Origin of the sequence: uncultured Kocuria sp. (assembly GCF_947500125.1) — a bacterium.
GTDB lineage: Bacteria > Actinomycetota > Actinomycetes > Actinomycetales > Micrococcaceae > Kocuria.
Genome location: NZ_CANMRA010000005.1, coordinates 51,545 through 65,339 on the forward strand (window position 1 = coordinate 51,545; position 13,795 = coordinate 65,339).

General features: G+C 69.4%; 11 protein-coding genes and 1 tRNA gene. 2 read left to right on the forward strand and 10 right to left on the reverse strand.

Going from position 1 to position 13,795, the window contains the following annotated elements; all coding sequences use genetic code 11:
- Positions 1 to 44: 44 nt before the first annotated feature.
- Complete coding sequence (locus Q0817_RS04895) at positions 45 to 1,583, reverse strand: MFS transporter (protein ID WP_298585035.1); 1,539 nt, start codon at positions 1,581 to 1,583, stop codon at positions 45 to 47.
- A gap of 286 nt (positions 1,584 to 1,869) precedes the next feature.
- On the opposite strand from Q0817_RS04895, the gene Q0817_RS04900 reads away from it, so the two are divergent.
- The gene (locus tag Q0817_RS04900; RefSeq protein WP_298585036.1) at positions 1,870 to 3,498 is read left to right on the forward strand and encodes an HNH endonuclease signature motif containing protein; all 1,629 of its coding nucleotides are present in this window, start codon (positions 1,870 to 1,872) and stop codon (positions 3,496 to 3,498) included.
- Positions 3,499 to 3,662: 164 nt separating this feature from the next.
- Positions 3,663 to 4,283: a dihydrofolate reductase family protein gene (locus Q0817_RS04905; protein WP_298585037.1), complete on the forward strand. Its 621-nt coding sequence runs from the start codon at positions 3,663 to 3,665 to the stop codon at positions 4,281 to 4,283.
- Between the two features lie 227 nt (positions 4,284 to 4,510).
- On the opposite strand, the gene nrdF is transcribed toward Q0817_RS04905, so the two are convergent.
- From nrdF to rsfS, 9 genes are all read right to left on the reverse strand, one after another.
- Positions 4,511 to 5,509, reverse strand: coding sequence for a class 1b ribonucleoside-diphosphate reductase subunit beta (gene nrdF, locus Q0817_RS04910; protein ID WP_298585038.1), 999 nt, complete (start codon positions 5,507 to 5,509; stop codon positions 4,511 to 4,513).
- A gap of 92 nt (positions 5,510 to 5,601) precedes the next feature.
- Positions 5,602 to 7,761, reverse strand: a complete 2,160-nt coding sequence (gene nrdE / locus Q0817_RS04915) for a class 1b ribonucleoside-diphosphate reductase subunit alpha (protein WP_298585039.1) — start codon at positions 7,759 to 7,761, stop codon at positions 5,602 to 5,604.
- Positions 7,758 to 8,255, reverse strand: a complete 498-nt coding sequence (nrdI, locus tag Q0817_RS04920; protein ID WP_298585040.1) for a class Ib ribonucleoside-diphosphate reductase assembly flavoprotein NrdI — start codon at positions 8,253 to 8,255, stop codon at positions 7,758 to 7,760. Before nrdI ends, nrdE begins: the two co-directional genes overlap by 4 nt.
- Positions 8,256 to 8,327: 72 nt before the next feature.
- Positions 8,328 to 8,564, reverse strand: coding sequence for a glutaredoxin-like protein NrdH (gene nrdH / locus Q0817_RS04925; RefSeq protein WP_298585041.1), 237 nt, complete (start codon positions 8,562 to 8,564; stop codon positions 8,328 to 8,330).
- A gap of 298 nt (positions 8,565 to 8,862) precedes the next feature.
- Entirely contained in the window at positions 8,863 to 10,344 is a 1,482-nt protein-coding gene (locus Q0817_RS04930) for an aldehyde dehydrogenase family protein (protein WP_298585042.1), read from the reverse strand.
- A gap of 145 nt (positions 10,345 to 10,489) precedes the next feature.
- A complete protein-coding gene (locus Q0817_RS04935; protein ID WP_298585043.1) occupies positions 10,490 to 11,560 on the reverse strand; it encodes an App1 family protein in 1,071 nt (356 codons plus the stop codon).
- A gap of 106 nt (positions 11,561 to 11,666) precedes the next feature.
- Entirely contained in the window at positions 11,667 to 12,884 is a 1,218-nt protein-coding gene (fdhA, locus tag Q0817_RS04940; RefSeq protein ID WP_298585044.1) for a formaldehyde dehydrogenase, glutathione-independent, read from the reverse strand.
- Positions 12,885 to 13,127: 243 nt separating this feature from the next.
- Positions 13,128 to 13,203, reverse strand: a tRNA-Ala gene (locus Q0817_RS04945).
- A 111-nt stretch (positions 13,204 to 13,314) separates the two neighbouring features.
- Entirely contained in the window at positions 13,315 to 13,725 is a 411-nt protein-coding gene (gene rsfS, locus Q0817_RS04950; protein WP_298585045.1) for a ribosome silencing factor, read from the reverse strand.
- Positions 13,726 to 13,795: the final 70 nt, after the last annotated feature.

A 13,795-nucleotide genomic window follows, 5' to 3' on the forward strand; every position in this document is an offset into this window, starting at 1 on the left:
GCCACCGCTCCTGCCGTCGTCCTCAGGGCAGGCTGCCGTCACCCTCAGGTCGAGGGCGCCCGAGCGCCGTCCCCGGCGTTCCCCGGATCTCTGACGCCCTCCGCGGCCCCGCCGGCCCCTGCGGCAACCTGGGCGTACGACGCCGAGACCCGGCGGTAGACCGGGGTCAGGAAGGCCAGCAGCGCGGCCGCGATCATGACGACCCCGGCCACCAGGAACACCAGGGCGATGCCGCGGGAAGTGCCTTCGCCCAGCAGCGGGGCCAGCTGGGCGGCACCGTCCGCGGACCGCGCGTACGGGATGATCCAGAACTGGGCGATCGGTGCGATGAGGAACGCGGTGACCGGCGCCGCCGCGGACTCGAACGCCATGGCGAAGCCGAAGACACGGCCCTGTCGCTCCAGCGGCACGACCCGCTGGATGATCGTCTGTTCGGCCGCCTCCACGAAGGGGAAGAGCACCATGTAGAGCCAGATGCCCAGGACGTAGAGCCACGCCCACTCCCGCACGGTGAACACCGCTCCGAGCACTCCCATCGCCATCACCGCGAACAGCATGGTGCGCAGCGGATTGGACCCCAGCCCGAACTTGCCGATCAGCGCCCCGCCCACGATGAAGCCGGTGGCGCCGAGCGCGAAGACGGCGCCCCAGATCTCCACGGGGAACATCTCCAGACCGTACGGGTCCATCAGTGCCATGTAGACGCCGCCGATGAAGTTGTTGAACGTCGAGAACAGGATCAGCGCGAACAGCCCGGACACGGCCAGCACGGCGGCGAACGCCCCCCGGAGGTCGAAGCTGCCGTGGGCGTCCGTGGATGCGGCGCGCACCTCCTCGGGCATGCGCAGCGTCAACAGGTGCGCGAAGGCCACGGCCGTGAGCGCCACGGCGACCACGACCGTCCAGCCCATGCCCAGCAGCCCGACCGACAGCCCGGAGAGCACCGAGGTCACGATGAACATCAGGCCCTGCACCATGCCCACCAGCCCGTTGGCGTTGGCGCGCCGGTCCGGCTCGATGAGGATCGTGACCGTGGTGGACAGGGCGATGTTGCGCATGTTCTCCACCACCGCCCCGATGAGCACGACCAGGGCGAAGACCCAGATCCACGGCCGGGTCAGATCCGCCATCGAAGCCCCCGGGGCGAGGGAGAACAGGATTCCGGCCAGCACGAACATCACCAGGGTGAAGGCCGCCGCGAAGCGCATCACGGCGAGTTTGCGGTAGCGGTCCACGAAGGTGCCGAAGCTGATGCTGGAGAGCGCGATGAGCAGCATGTAGGCGCCGCCGACCACCCCGGTGGCGATCACGTTGCGGGTCTCCAGGTACACCCAGAACGTGAGGGCGAACCAGAGGTAGCTGGTCGTGATGTTGGCGAGCGCGGTGTTCACCAGGATCCCGGCGAAGGTGCGGGACCGCTGCGCCGGGCTGCGCAAAGAGGTGTCGACGGCGTCCGGATCGACCAGGCCCGGGGCCTCGCCGTCGTCGATCGGAGCGGGCGTGCCGGTCGCGTCCGCGGGAAGTGCCGCACGGCCGACGGGAGCCGCAGCGGCCCGGGACAGACCCGGTTCCTGCTCGTTCATGCGGCTCAGTCTAGTGACGGGCGCGGACAGGCTAACGGCTCCGGGCGGACAACGGAACACAGCCGTGATCGGCCGGAGTTCCGGCAGGTGCAGGCGTCGAGGAACCGGTCTGCAACGACCTGGCCGGTCCTGGCCGGTCACCCGGCCGAGCTCGCGACCGTCGATCCCGGCCGTCGATCGGCCGGGGAACCGGCCCCGGCGGTCGATCCCGGCCGCCGGGGGCCGAGCAGACTCGCGGCCGCCCGGCTCCCCTTATGGCGTCAGAGGTGCCGCGGAGAATGAGGTCATGACGGCGACGGCGCAGCGGCAGCTCCGACCTCCGGTGACCCACGAGGGATTCCCGGACCGGCGCGTGCTCCCGGTACCGGCGGAGCCCGGAGCGCGGGGTGCGGTGGTACGGGCCGCCGCCGTCGAGCTCGCGGACGCCGCCGCCGCGGAGGCTCGGGCGGTGGGCGCACAGATGCGGTGCATCCACCGGCTGTGGCTCGCGGCGCAGGCGGCTCGTACGGCGGCCCGTTTCGAGGCGATGGCGCAGGCCGAGGTCGAGATGACCGCCCGTGGGTCCGTCCGCCCGGACCCGTTGAGCCCACTGGCGGAGGCGGAGCACCAGCTGCTCGTGGACGTCGCGGCCGAGGTGGGACCGGCGCTGAGGCTGCCGTCCGGCACGGCCCGGCGGCGGGTGGAGGACGCTGTTGTCCTGGCCGAGATGCTGCCCGAGGTCCTGGCGGCCCTGGAGGACGGCCGGATCGGTGCGGCCCAGGCCACGGTGATGGTGGAGCAGTGGCGTGAGCTCATCGCGCAGGCGCCCACCTGGACCTCATGGGAGTGCGTCCCGCCGCCCGTCGATGCCGTCTGCCGCCTGATCACCGAGCTGCTGGAACGGGCACCGCACGCCACGGCCGCGCAGCTGCGCGCGATGGCTCGCGCCCGGCGGGCCGTGCTCGTGGCCGACGCCGAGGAGCGCAGCCGGCGCACGGCCCGGAAGAACCGTGCGGTGTGGGTGGAGCCGGCCGCCGACGGGACGGCCTATCTCCACGCGCTGCTGGACGCGCACGTGGCGGTCGCCGTGCACGCCAGGCTCGAGGAGCTAATCGCCCTGCTGGGAGAGCACGTGCCGGCGCCCGACCGTCACGGACCGGCCTTCCGGCCAGGGACGGAAAGCCCCGAGGAGTCCGAGCCGCGCTCGGCCGGCGAGCTGCGTGCCGATGTGCTGGCGGATCTCCTGCTGGACGGCGTCCTGCCGGACGAGCCGCGCTTCTCGCGCGGCGTCCGGGCACGGGTGAGCGTGACGGTGCCGGTGGCGCTGCTCGTCGGCGGAGGCGCCGAGGCGGACGCGGCGGCGTGCGGCACCCCGATGCTGTCCGGCTTCGGCCCGATCAGCACTGAGGTAGCCCGGCAGCTGGCCGCCGGCGCCGGGACCTGGCACCGGGTGCTGACCCACCCCGTGACGGGGGTGGTCCTCGACCACGACCGCACCGTCTACGCCGTGCCCCGGGAGCTGCGTCGCCTGGTCGAGCTGCGCGACGGCACCTGCCGCTTCCCGGGATGCCGGCGCCGGGCCGAGAGCTGCGATCTCGATCACACGGTCGCCTGGGCCGACGGCGGCCCGACGGCCGAGCACAACCTGGCCGCACTGTGCCGGCACCATCACCGGGTCAAGCACCGTGACGGGCACCTCGGACGCTGGTCGGTGCGGCGGATCACGGCCGATCCGGGAGACGGGACGGCCGGCACCCCGATCGACGACGCCGCGGTGCTGGAGTGGACCTCACCGGGCGGGCTCGTGCACCGGCCCGTGCCCGAGCACGTCGGTGGCGGGTGCGCCGCTCTCGGCCGCCCGCGGCCTCCCACTCTCGGCGTCGCAACCGGCGGCCCACCATCGTCGCGAACTGCCGACGACCCTCCGCCCTTCTGAGGCGGGGCCTCGATCGACACCGCCGGCGGCCCGTGTGGGGCGGGACATCGCGACGGGACGGTGAGGGCGTCCCGTCCTCCGGACGAGAGTGATTGACGCCCGCACCCCGTGGCGAAAAGATGGTGCACCACGGATGTCGCAGCAGCACGCCGAAGGACCATGCCATGGGAATCATCCAGGTCGACCTCTTTCTCACCCTTGACGGCGTCTACCAGGCGCCGGGCGGTCCCGACGAGGACCGTGCGGGCGGTTTCGGGCTCGGCGGCTGGCAGGGGGCGTACTTCGACGACGAATCGGGGGAGACGATCGGCTCGGAGATCGAGCACCTGGACGCGCTGCTGCTCGGTCGCAGGACGTACGACATCTTCGCCGGCTACTGGCCGGCGCACGGCGGCGACGACCCGATCGCCGTGAAGTTCAATGCGGTGCCGAAGTTCGTCGTGTCCCGCACCCTGACCGACCCGTCGTGGGAGGGAACCACGGTGCTGACGGATGTCGCGGCCGAGGGGCGAGCGCTCAAGGACCGGTTCCACGAGGTCCACGTCGTCGGCAGCGGCGACCTGGTGACGACCCTGCTGAGGGAGGACCTCGTCGACCGGCTGAACCTCATGCTCTATCCGCTGGTTCTGGGGTCGGGCAAGCGCATCTTCGGCCACGGAACCGTCCCGGCCGCCTTCACCCTGGTGAAGCCGCCACGGGCGTTCCCGAAGGGAGCGGTCTCACTCGTCTACGAGCGGGCCGGAGAACCCGTCACCGGAGTGGACGTCTCGCAACCGGCGCCGTAGACGAACCCCTCACGCGCTGACGGAGGGACGGACTCCTGTCCGGAGTATCCGTCCGATGGAGGGAGAGATCACCAGCTCACGGAGACGACGACGGTCCGGCCCACCTCGGGAAGGTGGGCCGGACCGTCGTCGTCGTCCTCGGGGCTCAGGGCCGGATCAGTGCTCCCGGTCCTCGGACTCGGACGGGGCAGGAGTCCCAGTCCTCGCCCTCGGGGCTCGAGCCTGGATCAGAAGTCCCAGTCCTCGTCCTCCGTGTTCACGGCCTTGCCGATCACGTACGAGGAGCCCGAGCCGGAGAAGAAGTCGTGGTTCTCGTCGGCGTTCGGGGACAGCGCGGACAGGATGGCCGCGGAGACGTCCGTCATGTCCTTCGGGAACAGCGCCTCGAAGCCCAGGTTGTTCAGGGCCTTGTTGGCGTTGTAGTGCAGGAACTTCTTGACGTCCTCGGTCCACCCGACACCGTCGTAGAGGGACTCGGTGTAGAGCACCTCGTTCTCGTAGAGCTCCTCGAGCAGCTCGTAGGTGTAGAGCTTCAGCTCGTCCTGGCGCTCCTGGGACTCCTGGGCCAGGGCCCGCTGGAACTTGTAGCCGATGTAGTAGCCGTGCACGGCCTCGTCGCGGATGATCAGTCGGATCAGGTCGGCCGTGTTCGTCAGCTTGGCCCGGGAGGACCAGTACATGGGCAGGTAGAACCCCGAGTAGAAGAGGAAGGACTCGAGCAGGGTCGAGGCCACCTTCTTCTTCAGCGGGTCGTCGCCCTTGTAGTACTTGATGATGATGTCGGCCTTCTTCTGCAGGTGCGGGTTCTCCCGGGACCAGCGGAAGACGTCGTCGATCTCCTTCATGGAGGACAGCGTCGAGAAGATGGACGAGTAGGACTTCGCGTGCACCGACTCCATGAACGCGATGTTGGTGTACACAGCCTCCTCGTGCAGGGTGACGGCGTCCGGGATCAGGGAGACGGCGCCCACGGTGCCCTGGATGGTGTCCAGCAGCGTCAGACCGGTGAACACCCGCATGGTGAGCTGCTGCTCCTCCGCGGTGAGCGTCTTCCAGGAGGGGACGTCGTTGGAGATCGGCACCTTCTCGGGCAGCCAGAAGTTCGCGGTCAGCCGGTCCCAGACCTCGTCGTCCTTCGGGTCCTCGATCCGGTTCCAGTTGATGGCCTGGGCCTGGTGGTGGAGCAGCTGCACCTTGTCGATGCTCTCGCTCTTCTCCAGAGTCATGATCTGTCTCTTCCTTGAACGGGGTGGACCCCCGCGCGCGTCCTGCGGACGCGCGCGGGGAGTTTCGGAGGTGGTCGCCGGGGCGCCGGCGGTCAGAGCATGCAGGAGACGCAGCCCTCGACCTCGGTGCCCTCCAGCGCCAGCTGGCGGATGCGGGAGTAGTACATCGTCTTGATGCCCTTGCGCCACGCGTAGATCTGCGCACGGTTGATGTCCCGGGTGGTGGCCGTGTCCTTGAAGAACAGGGTCAGCGACAGGCCCTGGTCCACGTGCTGGGTGGCCGCGGCGTAGGTGTCGATGATCTTCTCGTAGCCGATCTCGTACGCGTCCTGGAAGTACTCCAGGTTCTCGTTGTTCATGAAGGGCGCCGGGTAGTACACGCGGCCCAGCTTGCCCTCCTTGCGGATCTCGATCTTCGAGGCGATCGGGTGGATCGAGGACGTCGAGTTGTTGATGTAGGAGATCGACCCGGTCGGCGGCACGGCCTGCAGGTTCTGGTTGTACATCCCGTGCTCCATGACCGAGGCCTTGAGCTGCTCCCAGTCCGCCCGGGTGGGGATGTGCACGCCGGCCTCAGCGAACAGCTGCCGCACCCGCCCGGTGGCCGGGGTCCACTCGCGGTCGGTGTACTTGGTGAAGTACTCCCCCGACGCGTACTGGGACCGCTCGAAGCCGGCGAACACCGCCTTGCGCTCCTTCGCGATCTCGTTCGACGCGCGGACCGCGTGGTACGTGACCGTGTAGAAGTAGATGTTCGTGAAGTCGAGGCCTTCCTCGGAGCCGTAGTGGATGTGCTCCTTGGCGAGGTAGCCGTGCAGGTTCATCTGCCCGAGGCCCACCGCGTGGGACATCTGGTTGCCGCGCTCGATCGAGGGCACCGAGGTGATGTCGGACATGTCCGACACCGCGGTGAGTCCCCGGATCGCGGTCTCCACCGACTGCCCGAAGTCCGGGGACTCCATGGTCAGCGCGATGTTGAGGGAGCCGAGGTTGCAGGAGATGTCCTTGCCGACCTCGTCGTAGTTCAGGTCCTCGTGGTACGTGGACGGCTCGGAGACCTGGAGGATCTCGGAGCACAGGTTGGACATGATGATCTTGCCGTCGATCGGGTTGGCCCGGTTCACCGTGTCCTCGAACATGACGTACGGGTAGCCGGACTCGAACTGCACCTCGGCGAGGGTCTGGAAGAACTCGCGGGCGTTGATCTTCTTCTTGGTGATCCGGCCGTCCGCGACCATCTCGTGGTACTTCTCGGACACGTTGACGTCCGAGAACGGCATCCCGTAGACCCGCTCCACGTCGTACGGGGAGAACAGGTACATGTCCTGGTTCTTCTTGGCCAGCTCGAACGTGATGTCCGGGATGACCACGCCCAGGGAGAGGGTCTTGATCCGGATCTTCTCGTCCGCGTTCTCCCGCTTGGTGTCGAGGAAGCTGTAGATGTCCGGGTGGTGGGCGTGCAGGTACACCGCGCCCGCGCCCTGGCGGGCGCCCAGCTGGTTGGCGTAGGAGAACGAGTCCTCCAGCAGCTTCATGATGGGGATGATGCCCGAGGACTGGTTCTCGATCTTCTTGATCGGCGCCCCGGCCTCACGGACGTTGGTCAGCGCGAACGCCACGCCGCCGCCGCGCTTGGACAGCTGCAGGGCGGAGTTGATCGACCGCCCGATGGACTCCATGTTGTCCTCGATGCGGAGCAGGAAGCAGGAGACGAGCTCGCCGCGCTGCTGCTTGCCCGCGTTGAGGAACGTCGGGGTCGCCGGCTGGAAGCGTCCGGCGATGATCTCCTCGACCAGCTGCGTGGCGAGCAGCTCGTCGCCGTCGGCGAGGTAGAGGGAGACCATGACCACGCGGTCCTCGAAGCGCTCGAGGTAGCGCTGGCCGTCGAAGGTCTTCAGCGTGTAGGACGTGTAGAACTTGAACGCGCCCAGGAAGGTCTCGAAGCGGAACTTCCGGGAGTAGGCCAGCTTGGAGAGCTCCTTGATGAACTCCATGCTGTACTTCGCCAGGACCTCGGGCTCGTAGTACTGGTGCGAGACCAGGTAGTCGAGCTTCTCCTCGAGGTCGTGGAAGAAGACCGTGTTGTTGTTCACGTGCTGCAGGAAGTACTGCCGCGCGGCCTGGCGGTCGGCGTCGAACTGGATGTGACCGTCGGCGTCGTAGAGGTTCAGCAGGGCGTTGAGCTCGTGGTAGCCCAGGCCCCGGTACTTCTCCGGGACGCGCGTGTCCTCGTGGCCGGGCTCGACGCTCACGCCCGGAGCTGCGGAAATTGTCGCCAAAACTGTTCCAATCCTTGATTGACCTCGTGGACGTCCTCGGGGGTGCCCATGAGCTCGAACTTGTAGAGAACGGGGACGTCACACTTGGCCGCGATCTTGTCCGCGGCCAGGCAGAACGCCGGCCCGAAGTTGGTGTTGCCCGCGCCGATGACGCCGCGCAGGAACCGCCGGTTGGTCTCCTTGTTGAGGAACTTCACGACCTGCGGCGGGACGGCCCCGCTGCCGTTGGGCCGCCCGTACGTCGGGGCGACCAGCACGAAGGGCTCGGTGATCTCGGGGGGCTCCTCCCCGGTCAGAAGAGGAAGGCGCAGCACGCGGGCGTCGAGCTTCTCGACGAAGCGGTGCGTGTTGTTGGAGACCGAGGAGAAGTAGACCACCAGTGGGGCGTGGCTGTCCGGTGCCGCGGCGGTGTCGCCGTGGTCCTGCTGAGCGGTCCCGGGACGGGTGCCGGGGTGGTGCGTGCTCATTGCTTCCGCGCTCCGGGATGGGGTCGAAGGTGGGTGGTCGGGCGCCGCGGGGAAGCGGGCGGCGCGCCGGCCTCAGGCCGTGAGGAGGACGGCCAGGGAGGTGATCTTGTCCGGACGGTACCCGGACCAGTGCTCGGTCGCCGTCTCGACGACCGGGACCTGCTGGTAGCCGAGGGCCAGGACGTGGGCCAGGGCGGCCTCGTCCTCGGTGACGTCGACGACGTTGTACTCGATGCCCTTCTTGGTCAGAGCCCGGTAGGTGGCATTGCACTGGACGCAGGACGGCTTGCTGTACACGGTCACGGACATCGCTGTTTCCCCTTGGTCGGTCGGGTGGTTTTCGGGGGAGATCCGGGACTTCCGCAGACTCTGCGGCGGTGAAGGGGTCTCTCCGGGTGGCTGATTTCAATACTACATCTAGTGGCAGGAAGGGGAAGCGACCCCTAGATGCAGTGGTGAGGGTTGTCCACAGCTCCTTTCTCGCTATCCCCAGGAAGGCCCTCGTCCATCCACAGGGGGCCTCCGCAGGGGGTCGCGGATTTCCGCCGCCGGGGTCCCGTTGTGCACAGGCTGTGCGCACCGCGGGACGTCCGGCCGGTGGACAGGATTAATTTTCGGACACGGCGTGTCGGGTCCGGCGGCGGGGCCGGCGCAGCCCGACCGCCGCGGCGGCGAGCCGGGCGCGCAGGCCCCGGTAGGGCGGGTAGGCGACCCGCAGGGTGTCGGGGGCGAGCGGCTTGTCGAGGACCGCGCGCGCGTGGGAGAACGTGGTGAACGAGAACTTCCCGTGGTAGGCGCCGGTGCCGCTCTCCCCCACCCCGCCGAACGGCAGCGCGGGGCTGGTGAGGTGCAGCAGCGGGGCGTTGAAGGACAGCCCGCCGGAGGACGTGCGCCGGCGGAACAGCTCCTTGACCGACCGCTCCTCGGTGAACACGTAGAGGGCCAGTGGCTTGTCCCGGGCGGTGATCAGTTCGACGGCGTGCTCCGCGGAGGACACCGGCACCAGCGGCAGGACGGGTCCGAAGAGCTCCTCGGCCATGAGCGGGCCGTCCGGGGCGGAGCGCACCACCGTGGGCGCGAGGTACCGCTCCCCCGGCTCGGCCGTCCCTCCGCAGACCACGTCCTCGGCGGGGACCTGGTCCAGGAGCCCGGTCAGCCGGTCGAGGTGGCGGCCGGTGACGATCCGCCCGTAGGAGTCGCTCTCGTACGGGTCCGCGCCGTAGTGCTCCTCCACCGCGCGCACGAGCTCCGGCTCGAGGGCCGCCAGCGTCTCAGGGGTGCCCAGCACGTGGTCCGGGGCCACGCATGTCTGGCCCGCGTTGAGGAACTTCCCCCACACGATGCGCCGCGCGGCGGTGCGCAGATCGGTCGAGCCGTCCACCCAGACCGGGGACTTCCCGCCCAGCTCGAGGGTCACCGGGGTCAGGTGCCGGGCGGCGGCGGCCATCACGACCCGGGCGACCGTCCCGTTGCCCGTGTAGAAGACGTGGTCGAAGCGGTGCTCGAGCAGCCGCGTAGTCTCCGGCACGCCGCCCTCGACCACGCTCACGCAGTCCCCCAGGTAGCGCTCGAGCAGTTCGGCCAGCACCCCGGAGACGGTCGCGGAGACCTCGGAGGGCTTGACGACGACGGTGTTGCCGGCGGCGAGCGCTCCCGCCAGCGGGCTCAGGACGAGCTGGACGGGGTAGTTCCACGGGGCCATCACGAGCACGGTCCCGAGCGGCTGGTGCTCCACGCGGGAGCGGGCCGGAGCCAGGCTCAGCGGGACGGGGACCCGGACCGGGGTCATCCACCGGCCGAGCTCCTTGCGGATCCCGGCGATCTCCTCGAGGGTGAAGCCGAGCTCGGTCAGCCACGCCTCCGCCGGGGGCTTGCCGAGGTCGGCGGCCAGGGCCTGCTCGAGCTCCGTCCGGTTCTCCCGCACGAGGTCTTCGAGCCGGTGCAGCCGGTCAAGCCGCGTCCCGAGGTCGAGATCGGGGACGAAGGCCGCCCGGGCGCGGTCGACGGCGGCGTCGACGGCCGGGTATTCCGCGGAGGCGTCTGCCGGTGCGGGTGCGGAGGCGGTGAGGGTGCTGCGGGTGCTGGTCATGGCTCCAGGGTAGGGCCCGGCTCGGACGCCACAGACCGCGGGGCAGGGACCCGTGCCGGCAACAGGGTCCGGCTCGGACACCACAGGCCGCGGGGACGGGCACCGTCCAGGCGGTGGGGTCAGGATCGCCCGGACCCGCCACCGGTCAGAGCAGTCCGTGCTCCGCGAGCTGCCGGGAGATCGAGGCGCCGTCGTTGCCCTCGATCCACAGCGTGCCCTCGGGGATGGTCACCCGCCGCTCCTCGTTGACCAGGGGCGTGCCGGCCAGCAGGGACTCGGCCGGGGACAGGTTGCGGATCACGATGGCGGCCACGTGCTCGGGATAGCGGTTGACGAAGCCGCTGTAGATCTCGGGGTCGTGCTGGCCGTCGTCGCCGATGAGGATCCACCGCACGTGGGGGAAGTTCCGGGCCAGCCGTTCGAGGTTCTGGACCTTGTGCGCGGCCCCGGCCCGGAACCACCGGTCCGTGGTGGGACCCCAGTCCGTGAGCAGGAGGGCCCCGGCCGGGTAGGCGTTGCGCGTGAGGAAGCGGCGCAGGGTGGGTGCCACGTTCCAGGCGCCCGTGGAGAGGTAGAGGAACGGCGCCTCGTGGTGGCGGTGCAGCAGCCGGTCCATCATGACCGCCATCCCGGGGGTGGGCGTGCGCGCGTGCTCGTTGAGCACGAAGGAGTTCCAGGCGGCCAGCAGGGGACGCGGCAGCGCCGTGACCATGACGGTGTCGTCGACGTCGGAGACCACGCCGATCCGCTGCTCGTCCGCCACGACGAACACGCTCGACTCGACGGTCTCGGAGCCCTCCGTCTGCATCCACACGGTGTGCTCCCCCGGGGTCAGGGACACCTGCAGGTCGACGTCGACGACGCCGCCCTTGTCGGCCACGAGGTGGAACTCGAACTCGTCGATCCAGACGTTGACGTGGGCGAAGGCGATGGGCACCGAGGTGAACGAGCGCCAGCCGCGGATGGACTCCACGCTCTCGTCGGTGGACTCGATGAGCCCCCGGGTCTTCAGCAGGGCCCGGCCCAGCACGCGCACGTGGTGTTCGGAGCCGTAGCCCGCGAAGGCCACCATGACCGGGATGTCGCCGCGGGCCTCGGCGCGCCGCTGCCGGAACCGGTGGAGCCGCTGCTCGAGGCGGTAGCCCACGTTGATGGCTTCCTCGGTGACCTGGTCGACGGTCTGCATGAGCTCCGAGCTGCTGGATTTCTTGGCCATGCGCCCAGTGTTCCACAGCGCGCTCCCAGGATGCGGCGGCGCCCGCCGGGCGGAGCGGACCGGCTGTCCGGTCCGCTCCGCCCCGCGGGCGCTGGGTTCCCGCCGGCTAGTTCTTGATGTAGCCGTTCGGGTTGAGCACGTACTTGGTGGCGGCCCCGGCGTCGAACTCGGCGTAGCCCTGCGGCGCCTCCTCCAGCGGGATGGCCTTGGCGTTGACGGCCTTGGCGATCTGGATCTTGTCGTGCAGGATTGCCATCATCAGCTGCCGGTTGTACTTCATCACCGGGCACTGCCCGGTGGTGAAGGCCAGGGACTTCGCCCACCCCGTGCCGAGGCTGATCGACAGGGAGCCCTGCTTCGCGGCCTCGTCCACGGCCCCGGGGTCCCCGGTGACGTACAGGCCGGGAATGCCCAGCGCCCCGCCGGCGGCGGTGATGTCCATCAGCGAGTTCAGCACGGTGGCCGGGGCCTCGTGGGAGGCGTCCTTGCCGTGCCCGCGGGCCTCGAAGCCGACGGCGTCCACGCCGCAGTCGACCTCCGGGACGCCGAGGATCTGCTCGATCTGCTCCGCGGGCGAGCCCTTCGAGACGTCCACGGTCTCGCAGCCGAAGCTGCGCGCCTGGGCCAGCCGCTGCTCGTTCATGTCCCCCACGATCACCACCGCGGCCCCGAGCAGGTGGGCCGAGGCCGCCGCGGCCAGGCCCACCGGTCCGGCGCCGGCGATGTAGACCGTGGAGCCCACGCCCACCCCGGCCGTGACCACGCCGTGGTAGCCGGTGGGGAGGATGTCGGAGAGCATGGTCAGGTCCATGATCTTCTCCAGGGCCTGGTCCCGGTCCGGGAACTTCAGCAGGTTCCAGTCCGCGTAGGGCACCAGCACGTACTCGGCCTGCCCGCCGACCCAGCCGCCCATGTCCACGTAGCCGTAGGCGGAGCCCGGCCGGTCCGGGTTCACGTTGAGGCAGATGCCGGTCTTGCGCTCCTTGCAGTTGCGGCACCGCCCGCAGGAGATGTTGAAGGGCACGGAGACGATGTCCCCGACCTTGATGAACTCGACGTCCGGCCCGCACTCGATGACCTCGCCCGTGATCTCGTGGCCGAGGACCAGGTCCGTCGGGGCGGTGGTGCGCCCGCGCACCATGTGCTGGTCCGAGCCGCAGATGTTGGTGCTCACGGTCCGGAGGATGACCCCGTGCGGGACCTTCCGGCCGATGTTGGCCTCGTTGATCCCCGGCGCGTCCTTGAGCTCGAACTCGGGGTACTCGGTGTCGATGACCTCGACCTTGCCGGGACCCTTGTAGGCGACCGCTCTGTTGCCTGCCATCATGACCTCTTCCGTGGTGGATGTCCGTCACGGACGCCCACGGTGGTGTTCCACCGTCGATGTCCTCGTCGCCGACGGACCTCGCCACGATGTGACCCAGAGCTCCTGTGACCCGGGTCACGGAGAACGGCCGCCGGTGGTGCTGACGCTAACAGGACGCGTCAACGAGCGGAAGGGATGGGGCGGGGAAAGCACAAAGCGAAAGAGCCCGCCCCGCGTGTCGCGGAACGGGCTCCTTCATCCTGGTGGAGCTGAGGGGACTCGAACCCCTGACCCTTTGCATGCCATGCAAATGCGCTACCAGCTGCGCCACAGCCCCAGGTCGTTGCCTCGAAAGACATTATCACAACCTCGAGAGCGTCCTTGTCGGTCACCCTCTCCCGGTTGATCCAGCACCTCGCTGGGCAACGCGTTCATAGTAGACAGCCGATCAGGCTCCAGGCAAATCGTCGGCGGCGGGCGCCGGAGCGGCCTGTCCCATGGCCGGCCCGAGGTCCACCACGGGGCTGTCCCGCCACAGCCGCTCGAGGGCGTAGAACGCCCGGTCCTCGTCGTGCTGGACGTGGATCACCACGTCGCCGTAGTCCAGGAGCACCCAGCGCCCCTCGGACCGGCCCTCCCGGCGGATCGGGCGCAGCCCGAGCTGCTCGACCAGCTTCTCCTCGATCTCGTCGACCACGGCGTTGACGAGCCGCTCGTTGGAGGCGGAGGCGACGAGGAAGGCGTCGGTGATGCCCAGGGCCTCGCTGACGTCGAGGGCCACGATGTCGTGGGCCTGCTTGGCGTCGGCCGCGGCGGCAGCGACCCGGAGGATGGAGAGGGAGAGATCGTTGACAGTCAAGAAGGATCCTTTCCCGGCGAACCGGAGGTTCCGTCCCACGGGGACGGATGGAGTGGGCGAATGGTGCAGG

Coding starts and splice junctions, on each gene's coding strand:
- Q0817_RS04930 (WP_298585042.1), bottom strand. CDS start 10,344: ATGACCAGCACCCGCAGCACCCTCACCGCCTCCGCACCCGCACCGGCA.
- fdhA (WP_298585044.1), bottom strand. CDS start 12,884: ATGGCAGGCAACAGAGCGGTCGCCTACAAGGGTCCCGGCAAGGTCGAG.
- nrdI (WP_298585040.1), bottom strand. CDS start 8,255: ATGAGCACGCACCACCCCGGCACCCGTCCCGGGACCGCTCAGCAGGAC.
- Q0817_RS04935 (WP_298585043.1), bottom strand. CDS start 11,560: ATGGCCAAGAAATCCAGCAGCTCGGAGCTCATGCAGACCGTCGACCAG.
- nrdH (WP_298585041.1), bottom strand. CDS start 8,564: ATGTCCGTGACCGTGTACAGCAAGCCGTCCTGCGTCCAGTGCAATGCC.
- Q0817_RS04900 (WP_298585036.1), top strand. CDS start 1,870: ATGACGGCGACGGCGCAGCGGCAGCTCCGACCTCCGGTGACCCACGAG.
- nrdF (WP_298585038.1), bottom strand. CDS start 5,509: ATGACTCTGGAGAAGAGCGAGAGCATCGACAAGGTGCAGCTGCTCCAC.
- Q0817_RS04895 (WP_298585035.1), bottom strand. CDS start 1,583: ATGAACGAGCAGGAACCGGGTCTGTCCCGGGCCGCTGCGGCTCCCGTC.
- Q0817_RS04905 (WP_298585037.1), top strand. CDS start 3,663: ATGGGAATCATCCAGGTCGACCTCTTTCTCACCCTTGACGGCGTCTAC.